The sequence below is a fragment of the Cupriavidus sp. 86D6 genome, from assembly GCF_057815095.1.
Genome location: NZ_JBYPSB010000003.1, coordinates 186344 through 205875, shown reverse-complemented (window position 1 = coordinate 205875; position 19532 = coordinate 186344). Strand labels below are relative to the sequence as shown.

Here is a 19532-nt window from a genome sequence, read left to right as displayed (position 1 = left end):
CTTACCCCTGTTCCAGGCGCTTGCGTTCGTTGTCGAGGTGGAACGCACCCTCCACGACCACGCGATCGCCCGCCTTGATACCGCTCTGCACCACGCGCATGCCGTCGCTTTCCGAACCCAGCTTCACCTTGGTCAGGCGATACTGGCCGGGCGCCATTTCCACGTAGACCTGCTCGTCGTTGCCGTCGCGCACCACCGCCGAACCGGGCACCACCAGCGTATCGACGGGCTTGCCCGCGATCAGCATGCTGGCCAGCATGGCCGGCTTCAGGCGCCCTTCCTTGTTCTCCAGCTCGGTACGGACCAACACCGTGCGCGATTGCGGATTCACGGTACGGCCCACGTAGATCAGCTTGCCCGTGATGCGGCCGTTGGTATTGGCCAGGGACGGCACCTCGATGTCGACGGCCTGGCCTTCGGCCACCTGGGCCGCCTGCTGCTCGGGCACCTCGGCCACCACCCAGACCCGCGACAGGTCGGCCACGGTGTACAGCGCGTCGGCCGGCTGCACCACCTGGCCCTGGGCCACGTTGCGCTCCACCACCGTGCCGCTGATGCTGGAAAACACCGGCGAATACGACTCGATGCTGCCGTTCTTCGCCAGCGTGGCAATGGCCTGCGCGGACATGCCCAGCACGCGCAGCTGGTCGCGATAGGCACGCATCTCCGCGGCGGCAATCGCGTATTCGCTCTGGCGGCGCTGCAGTTCGGCGCGGCCGATCACGTCGGCGTCGAACAGCTGCCGCGCACGCTCGGCATTGCGGGCCTGCAGGTCGTTCTGGGCCTCGGCCTTCAGGAAGGCCATCTGCGCGGCGCCAAGTTCGCTGCTGTGCAGGCGGGCCAGCACCTGGCCGGCCTTCACTTCATCGCCCAGGATGGCGTAGAGATCGGTCACACGGCCGGTGACGGTGGCGCCGATGCGCGACACACGCTGTTCGTCGAAGTCGATACGGCCCGCCACGCGCAGCATCTCGCTGAACGGGGACGATGCCACGGGTGCCACCTTGAGGGTCTTCTGCAGGTTGTCTTCGGCCTTGACGATGCCGGGCGGCAGCTTGGGCGCCTCGGCAACGGCTTCGGGTTCCTTGGAGCAGCCGGCCAGCGACATCACCATCACGACGGCGGCGGCAATGGAAAGCAGGGAATGAGAGGGACGCATGTTCAGTTCAGATTCTGGGAGACGGGCCGGGAGGGCACGATGGCAGCGGCGCCGGGCGTGGCCGACATGAGCTTTTCGATCTGGATGGCGGCGATCTGCAGTTCGTACTGCGCGTTGATCAGTTCGCTGCGCGCATTGCGCAGCACGCGCTGGGCGTCGAGATAGTCGAGAATGCCGCGCTCGCCAAAGCGGTAGGCGGCTTCCGCCACGCCCAGCGCCGATTCGGCTTCGCGCACGATCCCCGATTCCAGCGCGGTGACCTGCGCCTGCGTGATCTCGTACTGCTGGTAGGCGGTGTCCAGCTCCTGCGTGAGTTCGAACTCGCGCGCCTCCAGCGCGGTACGCGCCTGCGTGGCCTGTGCCGTGGCTTCGCCCACCGGGCCGCTGCGGCGGTCCCACAACGGAATCGTCATCACCAGGCCGATCTGCGAGACGTTGTTGTCCGGCTGGCGATCGGTACTGGCGCGCAGCGACACCTCGGGCCAGCGCAGCGAACGCTGGTAGTCCACGCCCAGGCGGGCGCGTTCCAGTTCGCTGCGGCGCTGGTTCAGTTCGGCGTTGTTGGCCTGCATGCTGTCGCGCAGCACGGCCAGGTTCGGCACGTCGGGCGTATTGGCCAGGCTGCCCACCAGCCCAAAGCGCACCGGCATGGCGCCGCCCACCTGCTGACGCAGCGTGGCCTTGGACTGATCGACGCGCAGTTCGGCCGTCTGCAGCGTCTTCTGCGCCGCCAGCAGTTCGGTATCGGCCTTGATCAGCTCGTAGCGTGGCGCTTCGCCCACATCCACGCGCACCTTGGCGCGCTCCTGGATCTGGCGCATCAGGTTCAGGTCCTCACGCGCGGCGGCCAGTTCGGTCTCGCGCCGCAGCACCTGGAAGTACGCCGTCTTGACCCGCGCGGCCAGCTCGGCACGGAAGGTCTGGCGCTGGGCCTCGGATGCCTCAAGCCCACGGCCGGCCATCTGCTGGCGCAGGTTGCGCTGATTCGGATAGTCGAACTTCTGGACCACGGCGTACGACGGCGCGTTGCCGCTGGCCACGCCGGGCTGCTTGCCGGACAGCCGCCCGTACATCACTTCCACCTGCGGGTTCGGATACGCGCGGGCGCTGCTGATGGCGGCAGTCGCAGCATCCACATTGGCCTGCGCGGCCTCCGCGCCCTTGTTGGTCGATTGCGCGAGTTCCAGCAACTGCGGCAATCCGAAGGATTCCGCCTCGGGCGTGGTGGCACGCGGCATGGCCTTGGCCGCCAGCTTCATGCCAGGCGCCGTGGTGCCGGTGGCCGGTGTCGCAGCGGGCAACTGGCCAGCGCCGGCCTGCGTCCCGGTATGGGCCATTTTCGCGGGTGCGTTGGCGGGCGCGGGGGCTGGCACGGGCTGAACGGCCCAGGCCGGCGCCGCCACGAACGACAGCGACGCGACCCAGGTCAACGATTTCTTGGTCTTCATGTCGGAATGGTTCAAACGGTACGGCTTGCCCGGCCACCCACTGCAGGCGCGCCGCGTGCCGGCCGGCATCGGGACGCCGGGGGCAAACGGCAAACGCTTTCAGCCGCGACGCAGGGCGGTCGCGGGCATCAGGGGGCGCAAGGGCAAGGACGAGCGCACCGTCCGGGCATCAGCCGGAACGGTGGCCGGGAGACTCAGGCGAGGAGATTGGGCGGCCGGAACAGGCCTTCGGATTCGAACGTGGTACGCGCGGTGGGCGCCTGGAAGCGGTCGCTCACGGATTCGGCGGGTTCGAAATTGGGGAGGACAAAGAGGGCGCTGGTTTCGTCGACCGCATCGAACAGATCGAGCGGGTCGAGCAGGTCAGCCGACCAGATATTGCAGTAGCCCGGCGGCGGGCCATCATCGACGACCTCGTCGTCGGCACCGAAGTCGGGGTCGCCCGGCAGCACCAGCTGGGCCAGGTCGTCGCCGGTTGCCAGTGATGCATAGTCGGGCACCTCGGCCTGTGCCGCACTGACCGCCTGGATCGCTGGCTCGACTTGCGGCGCAGCCGCGCGCACGTTCGCCGCTGCCGAATAGGACAGCGCGGACAGGCACATGGCAGTCAGCAGGAAGAGAACGAAACGTAGCAAGATGGGGGCGCGATTGCAGACATTGGGCAGACAATGCCGACGACATTGCTGCGGCACAGCATTGTAACCGAACGCAACAATTGACTAGTAAAACCGCTATGAGTTCCTTTGGAACGCGTCCGGGTGCCCCCGTCCTGCATGGCTGTATATATCAGGCGGCCCTGGCGGACAGCGCGGGATAGTCGGTCAGCCCCTGTGCCCCGCCGCCGAACAGCGTGTTGCGGTCGTGCGGGTTCAGCGCGGCCCCGGTGCGCAGGCGCTCGGGCAGATCGGGATTGGCCACGAACGGACGGCCGAAGGCGATCAGGTCGGCCCAGCCTTCGCGCAGCGCGGCATTGGCGCGCTCGGCGGTGTACTTGCCGGCGTAGATCAGCGCGCCCGGGAATACCTCGCGCAGGCGCTGCTTGAACGCCAGCGGCATATGCGGGGCATCGTCCCAGTCGGCCTCGGCAATGTGGATATAGCCCACGCCCAGTTCTCCCAGCCGCTTCGCCGCCGCCGTATAGGTGGTTTCCGGGTCCGCATCGACGCAGCCGTTCAGCGTGGTCAGCGGCGCCAGGCGGATGCCGACCCGGTCCTTGCCGCCCGTGCCCTCGATCAGCGCCTGGGCCACCTCGCCCAGGAAGCGCAGGCGGTTGTCCAGCGATCCGCCGTATTCGTCGGTGCGGTGGTTGGCCCCGGAGTCGATGAACTGGTTGACCAGGTATCCATTGGCGGCGTGCAGCTCCACGCCGTCGAAACCGGCCGCCATCGCATTGCGCGCGGCCTGGCGGTATTCGTCGACGATGGCGTGGATCTCGTCCACGGTCAGCGCACGCGGCTGCGATGCCTGCACGAAGCCCGGCGTGCCGTCGCGCTCGGCCACGAAGACGTTGACGCCCTGTGCCTGGATCGCCGACGACGAGACCGGAGACTGGCCGTCCAGCAGGCTGATATGGCTGAGCCGGCCCACGTGCCAGAGTTGCGCGAAGATGCGGCCGCCGGCGGCATGCACGGCGTGCGTGACCTTGCGCCAGCCGGCCACCTGCTCGGGCGTATGGATGCCAGGCGTCCACGCATAGCCCTTGCCCAGCGGCGAAATCCACGTGCCTTCGCTGACGATCAGGCCGGCGCCGGCGCGCTGGGCGTAGTACTCCGCCATCAGCGCGTTGGGCACATCGCCGGGCTGGCTGGCGCGCGAACGCGTCATTGGCGGCATGACGATGCGGTTGGGCAGGGTCAGGCCGCCCAGCGCCAGGGGCTGGAACAGCGGTGCTTGCGAAATGGTATCGATCGAAGGATGGGTCATCGGGAAACTCCTGTGTGGATCGATCGGATCAGTCCCACGCCGGCGCCAGGGCCGCGGGGCTGACCTCGCGGCCGTTGCGCTCCAGCGCGGCGATGGCCGCCATGTCGTCGGCATCGAGCTTCAGGTCGCGCGCCAGCAGGTTGCTGGCCAGGTTCTCGCGCTTCGTCGACGACGGAATCACCGCGTAGCCAAGCTGCAGCGCCCAGGCCAGCGCCACCTGCGCCACCGTGGCGTGGTGCTTCGCGGCGATGCGCGCCAGCACCGGGTCCTTCAGCACCTTGCCGTAGGCCAGCGTCATGTACGACGTCACGGCAACGCCCTGTTCCTTCAGGTATGCGGTGAGCTTGCGGTTCTGCAGGTACGGGCTCAGTTCGATCTGGTTGGTCGCGATCTCGCCCCGGCCCACCACGTCGATGGCCTGCTGCGTCAGCGCGATATTGAAGTTCGACACGCCAATCTGGCGCGTCAGGCCGCGCGCCTTGGCCTCGGCCAGCGCGCCCATGAACTCGGGCAGCGACACGCCATTGCCCGGCGCCGGCCAGTGGATCAGCGTCAGGTCCACGTAGTCGGTGCGCAGCTTGTCCAGGCTCTCGCGCAGGCTCGGCACGAGCTTGTCGGCGGCGTAGTTCTCGGTCCAGATCTTGGTGGTCACGAACAGCGCGTCGCGCTTGACGCCGCTTTCGTCGATGGCCTGGCCCACGTCGGCCTCGTTGCCATAGATCTGCGCGGTATCGACCGCCCGGTAGCCCAGATCCAGCGCGTTACGCACCGAATCCACGGCGGCCTGGCCGGTCAGACGGAACGTGCCAACACCAAAAGACGGGATGCTCATCGGGTAACTCCTGTGAAATTGCGGATTCGGTCCAGCTGGAATGACCGCAGTATGCCGAAGTTACCTTTGCTGATTAAGCTGCGTATTGGCGAATTAATGTTGATCTGAAATCAACAATGGACCGCGTCAGTCGTCCATCTCCTGCAGCAGGCGCCACTGGATCTTCCCCGTACCGGACTTGGGCAAAGCCTCCACGAAGCGGACGATGCGCGGCGCCTTGTAGGTCGCCATGTGCTCTCGGCACCACGCGATGATCGACGCCTCGTCGGTGCCGGGCGCCCCATGCTGCCCCGGCTTGAGCACCACCACGGCCTTTACCGTTTCGCCCCGGCGGGCATCCCGGGCGGCCACCACGCAGGCCTCGTGGATGGCCGGATGGCCGTACAGCAGGCTTTCCACCTCCGCGGGCCATACCTTGTAGCCGTTGGCGTTGATCATGCGCTTGAGCCGGTCGCGCATGAAGAAGTAGCCCTCGTCGTCCACGTAGCCCAGGTCGCCCGTGCGCAGGAAGCGCTTGCCGTCGATGTCGATGAAGGTTTCGGCGTCGGCCTCGGCATTGCGCCAGTAGCCGGCCATGATCTGTCCGCCGTGCAGCACGATCTCGCCGGTTTCGCCGGGCGGCAGCTCGGTAAGCGTGGCCGGGTCCACCACGCGGGCATCCACGCCAAACGTGGCCACGCCCAGGCACTCGCGCTTGGCGCGATGGCGCGGATTCGACAGGATGAACGCCGCCGTCTCGGTCATGCCATACGCTTCCACATAGGGCAGCCCGAAGCGCGTTTGCAGCGTGGTGGCAACCGCTTCGGGCATGGCCGCGCCACCGCCGCCCAGAAACGCCAGGCTGGACAGGTCGCGGGCATCGATGCCGGGCTGCGCAAAGAAGTCCACCAGCATCGCCGGGGGTGCATTCCAGTTGGTGACCCCGAAACGCTCGATCAGCGCCGCCGCCAGCGCCGCATCCCAGCGCGGCATCAGCACGATGGTCGCGCCCAGGTACAGCGGTGCGTGCATGCCGTTCTGCAGGCCCAGCATGTGGAACAGCGGCGCCACGGCCAGGAACACGCTCTCGGGCCCGTTCGCGCGCCAGACCTGCGAACCGGCCGCCGCGCACATCAGCGAGCGATGCGTGTGCATGCATCCCTTCGGCCGTCCGGTGGTGCCCGATGTGTAGGCCAGCAGCGCCAGGGTTTCCGGGCCGGCTTGGTGCGGCCACGGCACGCGCTGCGCCGCCATCGCCGCCAGCCACGTCGTGGCCGGCCCGGCCATGCCGGACGCCGGCGGCGGGTTGCGATCCCGTACCCACCCGGGCACCGGCAGGCCGCCGTCGTCGGCCAGCGCATCGGCATAGGCAAAGGTGATGACGCGCTCGATGGCCTGCCCGTGCAGCGGCGCCACCTGCGCATAGAGGTCTTCGGCAACGATCGCCACGCGTGCGCCGCTGTCGGCCGCCACATGTTCGATCTCGCCCGTCAGCCACATCGGGTTGGCCGGCACCAGCACGGCCTCGGCCCGCAGAATTGCGTAACTGGCAATGATGTATTGCGGGCAGTTCTGCGCGCACAGCATCACGCGGTCGCCGGGCTGGACGCCGCAGTCGTGCTGCAGGTAGCCGGCCAGCCGCTCGATCTCTTGCAGCAGCTGCGTGTACGGAATGGCGGTGCCAAAGTACTGGATGGCCGTCTTGCCGGGATAGCGGCGCGCCGCGTGTTCGACGTTGTAGACCAGGCTGGTGGCCGGTACGTGGATCGTGCGCGGTAGCCCTGACGGCCAGTGCGCAGCGCGGCAGGCGGTCGATGCGGGCACCATGGATGGGAGGGTCATCGTGGGAGTCTGGAAGTCATCGGGTAGGCATGCCGCCCAACGATAGTACGGGGCGCCGCCTTCTCGTATTTGCGATTTGCGAATCGGGCCTTCGCCTGCCGCAAACCGGGGCGGCCCCGGGTATCCATGCGCGCAAAACCCATGTAACAATCGCGGCCACAAGAACATCGATCCAGGAGACCCTCCGCCATGCAGCCCAGCCCGCCGGGTGCGCGGCGGCACGACGCCGACGGCACCGCGAGGCCACAGGCGATGCCGACGATGCCGACGATTGTTGCGTCGAAACTGGTGCCACCGGCCTGTGCCGATTCCCATCTGGCACGTCCGCATCTGGTCGACAGCATGCTGGCCGCCCACAGCGCGCGGCTGGTGCTGATCCGTGCGCCGGCCGGCTTCGGCAAGACCACGCTGATGCAGCAGTACGTGGCCGCACGGCAGTCGCTGGGGCACACCACGGCGTGGATGCGGCTGGATGCCGCCGACAACGACCTGCCGCGCTTCCTGGGGCACCTTGGCGCGGGGCTCCGCGCACTCGCGCCCGACACGCCGCAGGCATCGGCCTCCGCCGAACGGCTGGCGGCCAGCGTGATTGCCGCCGTGGCCTCGCAGAAGGCACCGTTCGCGATCCTGCTCGACGACTTCGAAACGATCCAGAGCGAATCCGTGCTGAACTTCGTGCAGCTGCTGCTGGAGTCGCTGCCGCCCGTCGGCACGCTGGTGGTGGCCTCGCGCACCATGCCTGCGCTCGGCCTGGGCCGCCTCCGCGCCCGAGGCAACCTGCTGGAACTCCAGCCTGGCGCACTGCGCTTCACCCTGCCCGAAGCCACGGTGTTCATCCGCGACAAATGCGGCCTGCCGCTCGGCGATGCGGAGATATCCAGGCTGCACCGCTATACCGAGGGCTGGGCGACCGCCATCTTCCTCGCCACGCTGTCGCTGCGCCAGCGCACCGAATACGGCCGCTTTGTCTCGTCGTTTTCGGGCTCGAACACCGAGCTGGCCGAGTATCTCGCCGAGGACATCCTCGGCGGGCAGACCGACGCGGTGCGCAGCTTCCTGCTCGAAACCAGCATCCTGTCGCAACTGTCGGCACCGCTGTGCGATGCCATCCTGGGCCGCACCGATAGCCAGGCCATGCTGGCCACGCTCGAGCGCAACAACCTGTTCCTGTTCCCGCTCAACGGCGAGCACGACGAGTACCGCTACCACAGCCTGTTCGCCAGCTTCCTGCAGCATCGGCTGCACGCCCTCGACCCGGCACGCGAAACCGCGCTGCACGCGGCGGCAGCGCGCTGGTATCTGGCGGCCGACCGGCCCGTCCCTGCCATCGACCATCTGCTGCGCGCGGGCCTGCACCACGAAGCCATCGCACTGATGGCACAGCACGCCGACGCCCTGCTCAACAACGGGCGCGTCAGGCTGCTGTCCCGGTGGTTCGATCTGGTCCGCGACAAGCTGCGTACCGCCGACCCGCGCGTACGTATCAGCGCCGCGTGGACCCTGCTGCTGAACCGCCGCTTCGACGAAGCCATGGCCACGGTGCAGCAGATTGCAGACGACACGATGGCCGACGCGGCACGCGAGGCGGTGCAGCTGCAGGCCGAAACGCTACGCTGCGTGCTGTTCGCGATGACGGACCAGATCGATGCCTGCCGCCGCACCGGGCTGCCGCTGCTCGACCGCCTGCCACCCGACGACTCGTTCCAGTACTGGATGCTGGCCAATTCGGTCGCGTATGGCCTGGTGTCGGGGCGCCGGCACGACGAAGCGCGCCAGGTGCTGGCCCATGCCGGCGCCAGCGGTCGGCTCGGGGCGGCGCCCGGTGCCGCATTGCTGCGCAGCGTGGCCGACTGCCTGGAGAGCATCATCGACCTGATCCACGGCAGGCTGGGACGTTCGATGGCCCGGCTGCGCACGGCACAGCAGGCGTGGCATGAGCGTCCGGACGCGGTCACCGGCGGCCGCGCCGCGGCGGGCGTGATCCTGGGGCTGCTGCTCTATGAATCGGACCAGATCGATGAAGCGGCGCGCTTTGTCAACGACACGCTGCCGTTTGCCAAGATGACCGGCCCGGTCGATTCGATGACGACCTGCCATATCCTCAGCGCCCGGATTGCGCTGGCGCGCGGCGATCGCGACCTCTGGCACCGCCGCTTGCACGAACTCGATGAACTGGGCCGCCAGGTGCAATCGCAGCGGGCGATCTGCTCGGCGTGGCTCGAGCGCGCGCGTGTGGCCACGCTCGACGGCGCACTCGATGCCGCCGCCCAGTCGCTCGATGCCGCGCAGGCGCACGGCGCATGGGAAGCCCTCGACGACGCCGGCTACGGCAATGAGGTGGATACCCCGACGATAGCGCGCTGGCGGCTCGACATTGCCCGCGGCGGCAGTCGCGCGGTGTGCGATGCACTGGCTGCCGCCATCGCCGCGGCTGCCGCACAGCAGCGCCACTGGCGCCTGCTCAAGCTGCGGTTGCTGCTTGCGATGGCGCTCGATTCGGTGGGCGAGGCACGGGCCGCCTTCGACGCGCTGACCGCCGCACTGCGCGTGGCCAGCCACGAGGGACTGATCCGCACCTTCGTCGACGAAGGCGACCGGCTGGCCGGCCTGCTGCAGCGGTGGATGACCGCGCAACGCGGTGGCACGGTGTCCGGCGTGGCCGCGACGTTCGTGCCGGCGCTGCTGGCGCGCATGGGCATGTCGGAAAACACTGGCACGGCCGCCCCGTCGCCATTCCAGAGCCCGCCCGCACCGGACGCGGGCCTCGACGCGCTGACGGCCCGCGAACTCGACGTCGTGCGGATGCTGTCGCTGGGCCACCGCAATCGCGCGATTGCCGAAAAGCTCTTCGTCTCCGAACTGACCGTGAAATCGCACCTGCGCCGCATCAGCGCCAAGCTTGGCGCGCAAAGCCGTACCGAAGTGGTGGCAATTGCGCGCGCGAGGGGGTTGCTGGATTGACTCGCTGAATCGCTCCCCTCTCCGCAGGCGGGAGAGGGGAGGAAAGCCCCGTCCGCCTACAACGTCCGCGCGATCAGTTCCTTCATGATCTCGTTCGACCCGCCGTAGATCTTGCCCACGCGCGCGTTGACGTAGAGCCGGGCGATCGGATACTCGGCCATGTAGCCGTAGCCGCCGTGCAACTGCAGGCATTCGTCGATGATTTCGCAGCTCTTCTGGGTGCACCACCACTTCGCCATGGCCGCGGTCTCGGCGGCCAGTTCGCCGCGCAGCACCTTGCCCATGCAGTCATCGACAAAGGCACGCGCCACGGTGGCGTGTGTCTTGCATTCGGCCAGCTTGAAGCGCGTGTTCTGCATCTCCAGCAACGGCGCGCCGAAGACCTGCCGGTCGCGCACGTACGCCACAGTCGTCTCCAGCGCACGCTCCATCGACCCCAGCGCGCCCAGCGCGATCACCATGCGTTCCTGCGGCAACTGCTGCATCAGCTGGTAGAAACCCCGCCCTTCCTCGTCGCCAAGCAGGTTTTCGCGGGGCACGCGCACGTTGTCGAAGAACAGCTCGGCGGTGTCCTGCCCCTTCTGCCCGATCTTCTCCAGCACGCGGCCGCGCCGGAAGCCCTCCAGCCCGGCCGTCTCCACCACCACGATCGACACGCCCTTCGCGCCCTTGTCCGGGTCCGTCTTGACCACCACCAGGACCAGGTCGGCCAGCAGGCCGTTCGAGATAAAGGTCTTAGAGCCGTTGATGACATAGTGCGCGCCGTCGTGCACCGCGCGCGTCTTGACGCTCTTCAGGTCCGATCCGGCGCCGGGCTCCGACATCGCAATCGCGCCGACCATCTCGCCGGTGGCCATCTTCGGCAGCCACCGCTGTTTCTGCGCCTCGGAGCCATAGCGCAGGATGTAGTGCGCCACGATGGCGCTGTGCACGTTGGTACCCAGGCTGGTCGCCATGGCGCGCGCCTGCTCGTAGGCGATGATCGCTTCATGCGCGAACGACCCGCCCCCGCCTCCATAGGCTTCGGGGATGCTGGCGCAGAGCATGCCGACCTCGCCGGCCTTGCGCCAGGTTTCGCGGTCCACATGCTGCTGCTTCCCCCAGCGTTCCTCGTGCGGCACGAGTTCGCGCTCGATGAACTTGCGGATCGCGTCCTGGAATATCGACAGGTCCTCCGTCATCCACGGGCTCTGGCTTGTCGGCATGGCTGTGCTCCTTTGCGTAGCGCGCGGTTCAGGGACGTCCGCCGCCCACCACCAGCACCTGGCCGCTGATGTAGTTCGACTCCGGAATGCACAGCAGGTAGACCGCCCCGGCGGCCTCGGCCGGCGTGCCACCGCGCCCCACCGGAATCATGGCCTCGACGTTCTTCATCAACTGCGCATTGACGCCCACCTTGATCTCCTTGCCGGCGATGTCGATGGTCGAGTTGTTGCCGTCTCCGGCCACGGCTTCGGTCAGGCGCGTCTTGATCAGTCCGAAGGCCACGCTGTTGACGTTGACCTTGTAGCGGCCCCACTCCTTGGCCAGCGCGCGCGTCAGCCCGTTGATGGCGGCCTTGGCGGCCGAGTAGTTCGCCTGGCCCGCATTGCCCATCACGCCCGACACCGAAGAGATATTGACCACCTTGCGGAAGATCTCCTGACCGGCCTCGGCCTCCGCCTTGGCGGTCTCCTTGAAATGGTCCGCCGCCGCGCGCAGGATGCGGAACGGTGCCGTCACGTGCACGTCCATGATCGACGACCATTGTTCGTCGGTCATCTTCTGGATCACGTTGTCCCACGTATAGCCGGCGTTGTTGACGATGATGTCGAGCGCGCCGAACGACTGCAGCGCCGTCTGTACGAACCGCTGGCCGAAGTCCGCCTCGGTGACGCTGCCCGTGCAGGCCACGGCCCGCCCGCCTGCCGCCACGATCTCGCGCACCACGGCATTCGCCGGCTCGGCGTCCAGGTCGTTGACCACCACGGCGGCGCCCTCGCCGGCCAGCTTCAGCGCAATCTCGCGGCCAATACCACGGCCCGAACCCGATACGATGGCAACCTTGCCATTGAGCTTGCTCATTGTGTTGTCTCCCTTGATGTTCAGCGGCCGGGCGCGATCAGCGCCTCGCCCGTCAGTTTGATGTCGCCTTGCTGATTGCGCGTGGTGAGTGCGATGCGCACCGTCCCCGCCGCCTCGTCCTTCTCCGTGACCACGCCCGTGCACGAGACCGCATCGCCCACATGGGTGATGGCCGCGAAGCGCACCGAGAACTCGCGGATCGCCTGCTGTGGCGCCCAGTTGGTCAACAGGCGGCCAAGATAGGCCATCGACAGCATGCCGTGCGCAAACACATCGGGCATGCCGGCGCGCCTGGCGAAGTCGGTGTCGACGTGGATCGGGTTGTGATCGCCAGATGCCCCGGCGTAGAGCGCCAGCGTGAGCCGGCTCAGCGGCTCGGCGGTGAACGGCGGCAGCGTGCTGCCCACCTCCAGTGCTTTGAATCGAACCGGATTCATGCGGCCTCCTGGCTGTTGCGCACCACGACCACGCTGCGCAGGTCCGCCACGGCGGCGCCGTCGGCATCGGTGACGCGCGTTTCGCGCACCACGAAGCCCAGGGCACCGCCCTTCTTCTCGTAGATGTCCGCGATGCGCGTCTCGAAGTGCAGCCGCTCGCCGGCGAACGCCATGCGGTGGTAGCGGAATGCCTGTTCGCCATGCAGGACGCGGCCAATATCAATGCCCAGCAGGTCCAGCGTGGCACGCGGGTTCGGCGCCTCCATTTCCAGGCAGAAGAGGAATGTCGGGGGCACCGGCAGCCCCGGATACCCTGCGGCTTTGGCGGCTTCGGCATCGGTGTAGCGGGCGTCCGCCTGGCCCGTGGCCTTGGCGAAGAAGCGCAGGCGTCCGGCTTCCACCTCGGCCACGTGGCGCGACACCACCGTGCCGATATGTTTCGTGTCCAGCATCGGGGGACTCCTTACTGACGCTCGTACAGCGTCACCACGCAGGCGCCGCCGAGGCCAAGGTTGTGCTGTAGCGCCAGACGCGCGCCCGCCACCTGCCGGTCCTGGGCCTGGCCACGCAGTTGCCACACCAGTTCGGCGCATTGCGCCAGGCCCGTTGCGCCAAGCGGATGCCCCTTTGACAGCAGGCCGCCGGATGGATTGGTCACCACGCGGCCGCCATAGGTGTTGTCGCCGTCGAGGATGAATTTCTCGGCGGTGCCTTCGGGCGTCAGGCCAAGCCCTTCATACGTGATCAGCTCGTTGGCGGTGAAGCAGTCGTGCAGCTCCACCACGTCGATGTCGGCGGGCGCCACGCTCGATGCCTCGTACACGGCCTGCGCGGCGGCCCGGGTCATGTCGTAGCCCACCACCTTGCGCATGTCGCCTTCGTCGAACGTGCTGTTGCGGTCGGTGGTCATCGACTGGGCGCGAATCGCCACGCGCGTATCCAGGCCGTGCCGCTTCGCGAAGTCTTCGGAGCACACGATGGCCGCCGCCGCGCCACAGGTGGGCGGGCAGCATTGCAGGCGCGTCAGCGGGTCGAACACGGTCGGCGACGCCATCACCTCTTCCAGCGTGACCGTATTGCGGAACACCGCGAACGGATTGCGCGCAGCGTGCTGGCGCGCCTTGACCGAGATGCGGCCGAACGTATCGGGCCGGATGTCGTATTCCTTGATGTAGTCGCGGCCTGCGCCGCCGAAGAACTGGGCGGCACGCGGCGCGGCCTCATCAAAACCCTGGATGGCCTGCATGGCATCGACAAAGCGGGCCATCGGCGACGGACGGTCGGTATAGGCGCCCTTCAAGGCACCGGGCACCATCTGCTCGAACCCCACCGCGATGGCACACTCGATGGCGCCGCTGGCCACCGCCTGGCGCGCCAGGAACAACGCCGTCGATCCGGTGGCGCAGTTGTTGTTGACGTTGATGACCGGGATGCCGGTCAGCCCCACGCCATAGATGGCGGCCTGGCCGGCCGTGGAGTCGCCGTACACATAGCCCACGTAGGCCTGCTCCACCAGCGCATAGTCGACGCGGGCATCGGCCAGCGCCGCGCGAGCCGCGTTGGCACCCATGACCGGGTAGTCATCGCTGGCACCGGCCTTGGTGAACGGAATCATGCCGACGCCTGCAACCAACACTTTCCTGCTCATGTTCGTTTCCTTGAAGATTGGGGAATTCGTGAAACCGGGGGAATCGGGGAAATCTGGGGAATCGGGTAAAGCGGTTCAGCTGACCTGGCGCGCCTGGCCGCGCCAGTACTGCTCGCGCAGATCGCGCTTGAGGATCTTTCCGGCGGCCGACAGCGGCAGCGCCGGCCGGAACTCGAAACTCTTGGGGCACTTGTAGCTGGCCAGCGCCGCGCGACAGTGCTCGCGCAACGCCACGTCGGTAGGCGACATTCCGGCGCGCGGCACCACCACCGCATGCACGGCCTCGCCCCAGCGTTCGTCGGGAATGCCGATCACCGCGCAGCTGGCCACTTCCGGATGCAGCGACAGCACGCTCTCCACTTCTGCCGAATAGACGTTCTCGCCGCCGGTGACGATCATGTCCTTGAGCCGGTCGACGATGAACAGGTAGCCGTCCTCGTCCATGTAGCCGCCATCGCCGGTGTAGAGCCAACCGTCGCGCAGCGCCTGCGCGGTCTCCTGCGGGCGGTTCCAGTAGCCGCGCGTGATATTGGCGCCGCGCACGATGATCTCGCCCACGCGATTACGCGGCAGCTCGTTGCCCTGCGGATCGACGATGCGCATCGTCACGCCGAAGCCGGCGCGCCCCGCCGAGCGATACAGGCCGCTGGCGCGGCCCGCCGGGCCATGGTTGTCGGGCGGATTGACGCTGATGACCGGCGACGCCTCGGTCATGCCATAGGCGTGATAGAACGCGATGTCCGGCATGGCCGCCAGCGCGCGGTCCAACACCCCGGCCGCAATCGGCGAGGCGCCGTAGTAGATGCGCTGCAGGCTCGACAGGTCGTGATCGCCAAAGGACGGATCGTCGAGCACGGCCTGCAGCATCGTCGGCACCATCATCAGTTCCTCGATGCGCTCTTGCTCGATGGTCTGCAGCACCGCCGCCGGGGCAAATCCCGGATGGATCACCTGCACGTCGCCGGCCACGATATGCCCGACGGCCCGCGCCATCGCAGCGGTGTGGAACAGCGGTGCCACATGCAGCGATACGAAGGTGCCGTGCCCGGTGCGAAACTCGGCCATGCGCGAGACCGCCGATGCCCACAGATTCAGGTGCGACTGCATCACGCCCTTGGGCTTGCCGGTGGTGCCGCCCGTGTACATGATCGTGGCCAGGTCCTCGCCGCCACGGAACACGTCGGCCACCGGCCCGGCCCCGGCGATCAGCGCCTCATAGTCGAGCATGCCGTCGGGCACTTCGCGCTCGCCGGCGTAGATCACGCGCGGCGGCCGCCTGGCCGTGGCCACGATGCCGGCCACCATCGGCACGAACTGGTCGTCGACGATCAGGATGCCGGTATCGCAATCGTCCAGCGAATACACGATCTCCGGCACGCTCCAGCGGATATTGACCGGATTCAGCACGCCGCCCCCCCACCACACCGCCAGCATGTATTCGATATAGCGGTCTGAGTTCAGTGCCAGCATGCCCGCGCGATCGTCGGGCGCCATGCCGAGGGCCCGCAGCGCACCGGCCAGCCGCGCCACGCGGTCATGCAATGCCCGGAACGTACGGGTGCGGCCGCCAAAGACGGTGGCACGGCTGTCCGGCGTCTGCTGCATGCAGCGATGCAGCCCCTGCGTCAGATACATGTGTCGCCTCCTTATGTGATGCGAACGCCAGGTGCATGGCCTGGCGGCGGATGTCATGTCCTGGGCACCGACTGTACGGACGCGCCGGCGCCGTGTCGTGCTCCGAAAGAACCAATTTGCATGCTGCGGTGCGATTGGTCCGAACGGACCAAGACAGCCCTCGCCCCCGATGAAAGAATCGGCCGGACTTCAACAGACGGGTGACACGGGCATGAGCGGACCGCTGGCAGGGCTGAGGGTTCTCGACTTTTCGACGCTGCTGCCAGGGCCGTTCGCGACCCTGGCGCTGGCAGACCTGGGCGCCGACGTGATCCGGATCGAGGCCCCCACGCGTGCCGATCCCGTGCGGCGGCTGGCACCGCAACGGCATGGCGTATCGGCCGTCCACGCCTGGCTCAACCGGAACAAGCGTTCGCTGGCACTGGATCTCAAGCAGCCTGAGGCCATCGGGATCGTGCAGCGGCTGCTGCGCACGCACGACATCGTGGTCGAGCAGTTCCGGCCCGGCGTCATGACCCGTCTGGGCCTCGGTTACGACCAGTTGCGCGCCATCCAGCCGGCGCTGATCTACTGCTCGATCACCGGCTACGGGCAGGACGGCCCCTACCGCGACCGCGCCGGCCACGACATCAACTACCTGGCCATTGCCGGCGCGGCCAGCTACAACGGCCATGACCATCCCGCCCCGCTGGGCATCCAGGTGGCCGATATCGCGGGCGGCAGCCTGCACGCCAGCGTGGCCATCCTGGCGGCACTGGCGCACCGGCACCGCACCGGCGAGGGCCAGCACGTGGATGTCAGCATGACCGACGCCGCGTTCAGCCTGAACGCCATGTCGGGTGCGGCCCACCTGGCCGGTGGCCCTGCTCCGCGCCCGGGGTCGGAGCGCTTGAACGGCGGCGCCTTCTATGACTACTACGCCACGGCCGACGGCCGGCATTTCTCGGTCGGCAGCCTGGAACCGCAGTTTCTGGAACGCTTCTGCGATGCGATGGGGCATCCGGAATGGTTCGCGCTGGCGCACGCCGACATGCCACGCCTGAAGCGCGAGATCGCCCACGTGTTCCGCAGCCAGCCATATACGCATTGGTGCGCGGTGTTTGCCAAGGTGGACTGCTGCGTGGAACCCGTTCTCACGCTGGAGGAGTCTGCCTGCCATCCGCAGTTGCGTGCGCGTCGCATGGTGGTCGATGTGCCCGTCACTGACCCGGGCGATGCGGACACGCTGCCGCAGATTGCCCATCCCGTGCGCTATTCGGCAACGCCGCCGGCCTATCGCCATGCCGGCGAGACGCTTGGCCGACAGAGCCGGGCCATCCTGGCCGAGCTGGGCTATGGCGACGACGAAGTCACCGCCCTGGCCCGCGCAGGCGTCATCGCGCCGGGCGACGCGACATAAAAGACCAGACCTGGGAGACTGACATGCAGCACAGCAGGAGACATTGGATGGGCCAGGCCGCGGCATTGGGCGGCGCGGCGGCATTGGCAAGCTGGCCCGCCCGGGCCGACAGCACCTATCCAGGCCGGCCGTTACGGCTGGTCGTACCGTATCCGGCGGGTGGCGGTGCCGATACCATCGCGCGGCTGATCGGGCAGCAGCTGGCGCAGGCCTGGAAGCAACCGGTGGTGGTCGACAACAAGCCCGGCGCCAGCGGCATCCTTGGCAACGACATCGTCGCCAAGGCCGCGCCCGACGGGTACACGCTGTTGCTGGCCATCACCGCGATGATCCAGTCGCCCAGCCTGTACCGGAAGATGCCATACAACGTGGAGCGGGATTTCCTGCCCGTGTCGCTGGTAGCGCGTTCGTCCGACCTGTTCGTGGTGCCGTCGCGCGTGCCCGCGCGCACGCTTGCCGAGTTCATCGCGCTGGCCAAGGCCAGCCCGGGCAAGCTCAGCTACGGCTCGTACGGCAACGGCACGTCGTCGCACCTGCATGGCGAGCAGTTCAAGATCCAGGCCGGCATCGACATCATCCATATTCCGTACAAGGGTGCGGCGCCGCTGGTCAGCGACATCCTTGGCGGTCAGGTGGATGCCGCGTTTGTCGATGTCACGTCGGCCAACAGCTACCTGGCCGGCGGCAAGTTTCGCGTGCTGGGCATCACGGGCACGCAGCGGCACGCGGCGCTGCCAGCCGTCCCCACGTTCTCGGAGGCCGGCCTGCGCGGATTCGAGCCCAATGGCTGGTTCGGCATCTTCCTGCCCGCCGGTACGCCACAGCCGATTGCCGACCGGCTGGCGGCCGAAATCGGCCGCATCGTGAAGCAGCCCGACGTGTCGCAGCGGCTTGCCGCCATGGGCCTGCAGCCGGTGGCCTCCAGCCCGGCCGAACTGGCCACGGTGGTCAGCAACGACACCCCGAAATGGGCGGAAATCGTGCGCACGGCACGCATCCAGCTCGACTGAAGCCCTGACGGGCAGGCGGGAAGCGGGCCGGCGTGCCCGCTATCGCTTCAACAAAGCCCACCTTCAACAAATGCAAATTGCCTGACCGGCGGGCGTGCCGCAAAGTCTCCCCAACAACAGCCTGATACAGAAACAGGAGGAGACCATGCTGCGAATCATGCTTGCCGGCGCCGTGCTGGCGCTGGCCCACGGAGCGGCCCTGGCCGACACCTATCCCTCGCGCCCGGTGCGGCTGCTGGTGGGCTATGCGCCGGGCGGCCCCGTTGACACCGCCGCGCGCATTTACGCGGACTACATGGGCCGCGTGCTCAAGCAGCCGGTCATCGTCGACAACCGCGCCGGCGCCAGCGGCGCTATCGCGGCCGGCATGACCACCAGCGCCAAGCCCGACGGCTACACGCTCTACTTTGTGGCCAGCCCCACGATGACGATGACGCCGCTGATCCAGAAGTCGGTCAGCTTCAAGCCCGCGCAGGACTTCACCTACGTGGGTCTGATTACCGACTACACCAACGTCCTGCTCATCAACAAGGACTTCCCGGCCAAGAACGTCGACGAACTTGTGTCGTATGCGCGCAAGCATCCGGGCGATGTGAGCTTCGGGTCGGCCGGCATTGGCGCCTCGAACCACCTGTCCGCCGAACTGCTGGCGCAGATGACCGGCGTGAAGATGCTGCACGTGCCGTACAAAGGCAACGCACCGGCCATGGCCGACGTCATCAGCGGCAAGGTGACGTTCATGTTCGACATCACCGGCACCGCCATCGGCCATATCCAGGGCGGCAAGGTGCGCGCGCTGGCCGTGACGTCGAAGACCCGTAACGCCGCGCTGCCAACGGTGCCCACGCTGGTCGAGTCCGGGCTCAAGCAATATGACCTGACCGGCTGGTACGGGCTGGTCGGCCCGCTCGGCATGCCTGCCGATGTGACAGACCGGCTGGTCAAGGCCCAGCAGACCGTGGGCCAGGACCCGGCGTTCCGCGCCCGCATGGCCGACGGCGGCTACGACCTGAACATCACCGGCCCGGCGCCGCTGCAGGACCGTATCAAGAAGGAACTGGCCCTGTGGGGCAACGTGGTCAAGACAGCCAGGATCGAGGTGGAATAAGCTTGCCGCCCCCCCCGGGGCGCGCCGTTCCACCCCGGCGAAGTACCGCTTTCCCGATGGCGAATTGCGCGGCCCCCTGGCTGCCCA

The 19532-nt window shown here is 67.7% G+C and carries 16 protein-coding genes; 4 read left to right on the top strand and 12 right to left on the bottom strand.

All coding sequences use genetic code 11. The features are described from left to right. Nucleotide 1: 1 nt before the first annotated feature. The 6 genes from AC3G88_RS09945 to AC3G88_RS09920 all read right to left on the bottom strand — a co-directional run bounded on the left by AC3G88_RS09945 (nt 2) and on the right by AC3G88_RS09920 (nt 7168). Nucleotides 2-1159, bottom strand: a complete 1158-nt coding sequence (locus tag AC3G88_RS09945; RefSeq protein ID WP_488772672.1) for an efflux RND transporter periplasmic adaptor subunit — start codon at nt 1157-1159, stop codon at nt 2-4. A gap of 2 nt (nt 1160-1161) precedes the next feature. Next, nucleotides 1162-2607 (bottom strand): TolC family protein, encoded by a 1446-nt coding sequence (locus AC3G88_RS09940; protein ID WP_488772673.1) that lies wholly within the window; start codon nt 2605-2607, stop codon nt 1162-1164. Between the two features lie 194 nt (nt 2608-2801). Then, the gene (locus tag AC3G88_RS09935) at nt 2802-3242 is read right to left on the bottom strand and encodes an auxiliary protein of the heavy metal cation-transporting efflux system HmyCBA (RefSeq protein WP_488772674.1); all 441 of its coding nucleotides are present in this window, start codon (nt 3240-3242) and stop codon (nt 2802-2804) included. A 151-nt stretch (nt 3243-3393) separates the two neighbouring features. Then, nucleotides 3394-4506 (bottom strand): alkene reductase, encoded by a 1113-nt coding sequence (locus tag AC3G88_RS09930; protein ID WP_488772833.1) that lies wholly within the window; start codon nt 4504-4506, stop codon nt 3394-3396. 52 nt (nt 4507-4558) lie between these two features. Then, on the bottom strand, nt 4559-5362 hold the full coding sequence (dkgB, locus tag AC3G88_RS09925) for a 2,5-didehydrogluconate reductase DkgB (protein ID WP_488772676.1): 804 nt from the start codon (nt 5360-5362) through the stop codon (nt 4559-4561). 126 nt (nt 5363-5488) lie between these two features. Continuing rightward, a complete protein-coding gene (locus tag AC3G88_RS09920) occupies nt 5489-7168 on the bottom strand; it encodes a long-chain fatty acid--CoA ligase (protein ID WP_488772834.1) in 1680 nt (559 codons plus the stop codon). A gap of 204 nt (nt 7169-7372) precedes the next feature. Between AC3G88_RS09920 and AC3G88_RS09915 the strand changes: the two genes are divergently transcribed. Then, complete coding sequence (locus AC3G88_RS09915) at nt 7373-10144, top strand: winged helix-turn-helix domain-containing protein (RefSeq protein ID WP_488893364.1); 2772 nt, start codon at nt 7373-7375, stop codon at nt 10142-10144. 56 nt (nt 10145-10200) lie between these two features. On the opposite strand, the gene AC3G88_RS09910 is transcribed toward AC3G88_RS09915, so the two are convergent. The 6 genes from AC3G88_RS09910 to AC3G88_RS09885 all read right to left on the bottom strand — a co-directional run bounded on the left by AC3G88_RS09910 (nt 10201) and on the right by AC3G88_RS09885 (nt 15928). Continuing rightward, nucleotides 10201-11349: an acyl-CoA dehydrogenase family protein gene (locus AC3G88_RS09910; protein WP_488772678.1), complete on the bottom strand. Its 1149-nt coding sequence runs from the start codon at nt 11347-11349 to the stop codon at nt 10201-10203. 28 nt (nt 11350-11377) lie between these two features. After that, on the bottom strand, nt 11378-12208 hold the full coding sequence (locus AC3G88_RS09905; protein WP_153949432.1) for an SDR family NAD(P)-dependent oxidoreductase: 831 nt from the start codon (nt 12206-12208) through the stop codon (nt 11378-11380). Between the two features lie 20 nt (nt 12209-12228). Continuing rightward, a complete protein-coding gene (locus AC3G88_RS09900; protein ID WP_488772679.1) occupies nt 12229-12645 on the bottom strand; it encodes a MaoC family dehydratase in 417 nt (138 codons plus the stop codon). Further along, complete coding sequence (locus tag AC3G88_RS09895; protein ID WP_488772680.1) at nt 12642-13097, bottom strand: MaoC family dehydratase N-terminal domain-containing protein; 456 nt, start codon at nt 13095-13097, stop codon at nt 12642-12644. The genes AC3G88_RS09900 and AC3G88_RS09895 overlap by 4 nt, the downstream gene beginning before the upstream one ends. A gap of 11 nt (nt 13098-13108) precedes the next feature. Beyond that, a complete protein-coding gene (locus AC3G88_RS09890; RefSeq protein ID WP_488772681.1) occupies nt 13109-14293 on the bottom strand; it encodes a lipid-transfer protein in 1185 nt (394 codons plus the stop codon). Nucleotides 14294-14368: 75 nt separating this feature from the next. Then, complete coding sequence (locus tag AC3G88_RS09885) at nt 14369-15928, bottom strand: long-chain-fatty-acid--CoA ligase (RefSeq protein WP_488772682.1); 1560 nt, start codon at nt 15926-15928, stop codon at nt 14369-14371. Between the two features lie 211 nt (nt 15929-16139). Here AC3G88_RS09885 and AC3G88_RS09880 point away from each other — a divergent pair, with 211 nt between their 5' ends. The 3 genes from AC3G88_RS09880 to AC3G88_RS09870 all read left to right on the top strand — a co-directional run bounded on the left by AC3G88_RS09880 (nt 16140) and on the right by AC3G88_RS09870 (nt 19445). Further along, the gene (locus AC3G88_RS09880; RefSeq protein WP_488772683.1) at nt 16140-17327 is read left to right on the top strand and encodes a CaiB/BaiF CoA transferase family protein; all 1188 of its coding nucleotides are present in this window, start codon (nt 16140-16142) and stop codon (nt 17325-17327) included. 23 nt (nt 17328-17350) lie between these two features. Then, nucleotides 17351-18337, top strand: coding sequence for a tripartite tricarboxylate transporter substrate binding protein (locus AC3G88_RS09875; protein WP_488772684.1), 987 nt, complete (start codon nt 17351-17353; stop codon nt 18335-18337). Between the two features lie 145 nt (nt 18338-18482). Continuing rightward, entirely contained in the window at nt 18483-19445 is a 963-nt protein-coding gene (locus AC3G88_RS09870) for a Bug family tripartite tricarboxylate transporter substrate binding protein (protein ID WP_153949426.1), read from the top strand. Nucleotides 19446-19532: the final 87 nt, after the last annotated feature.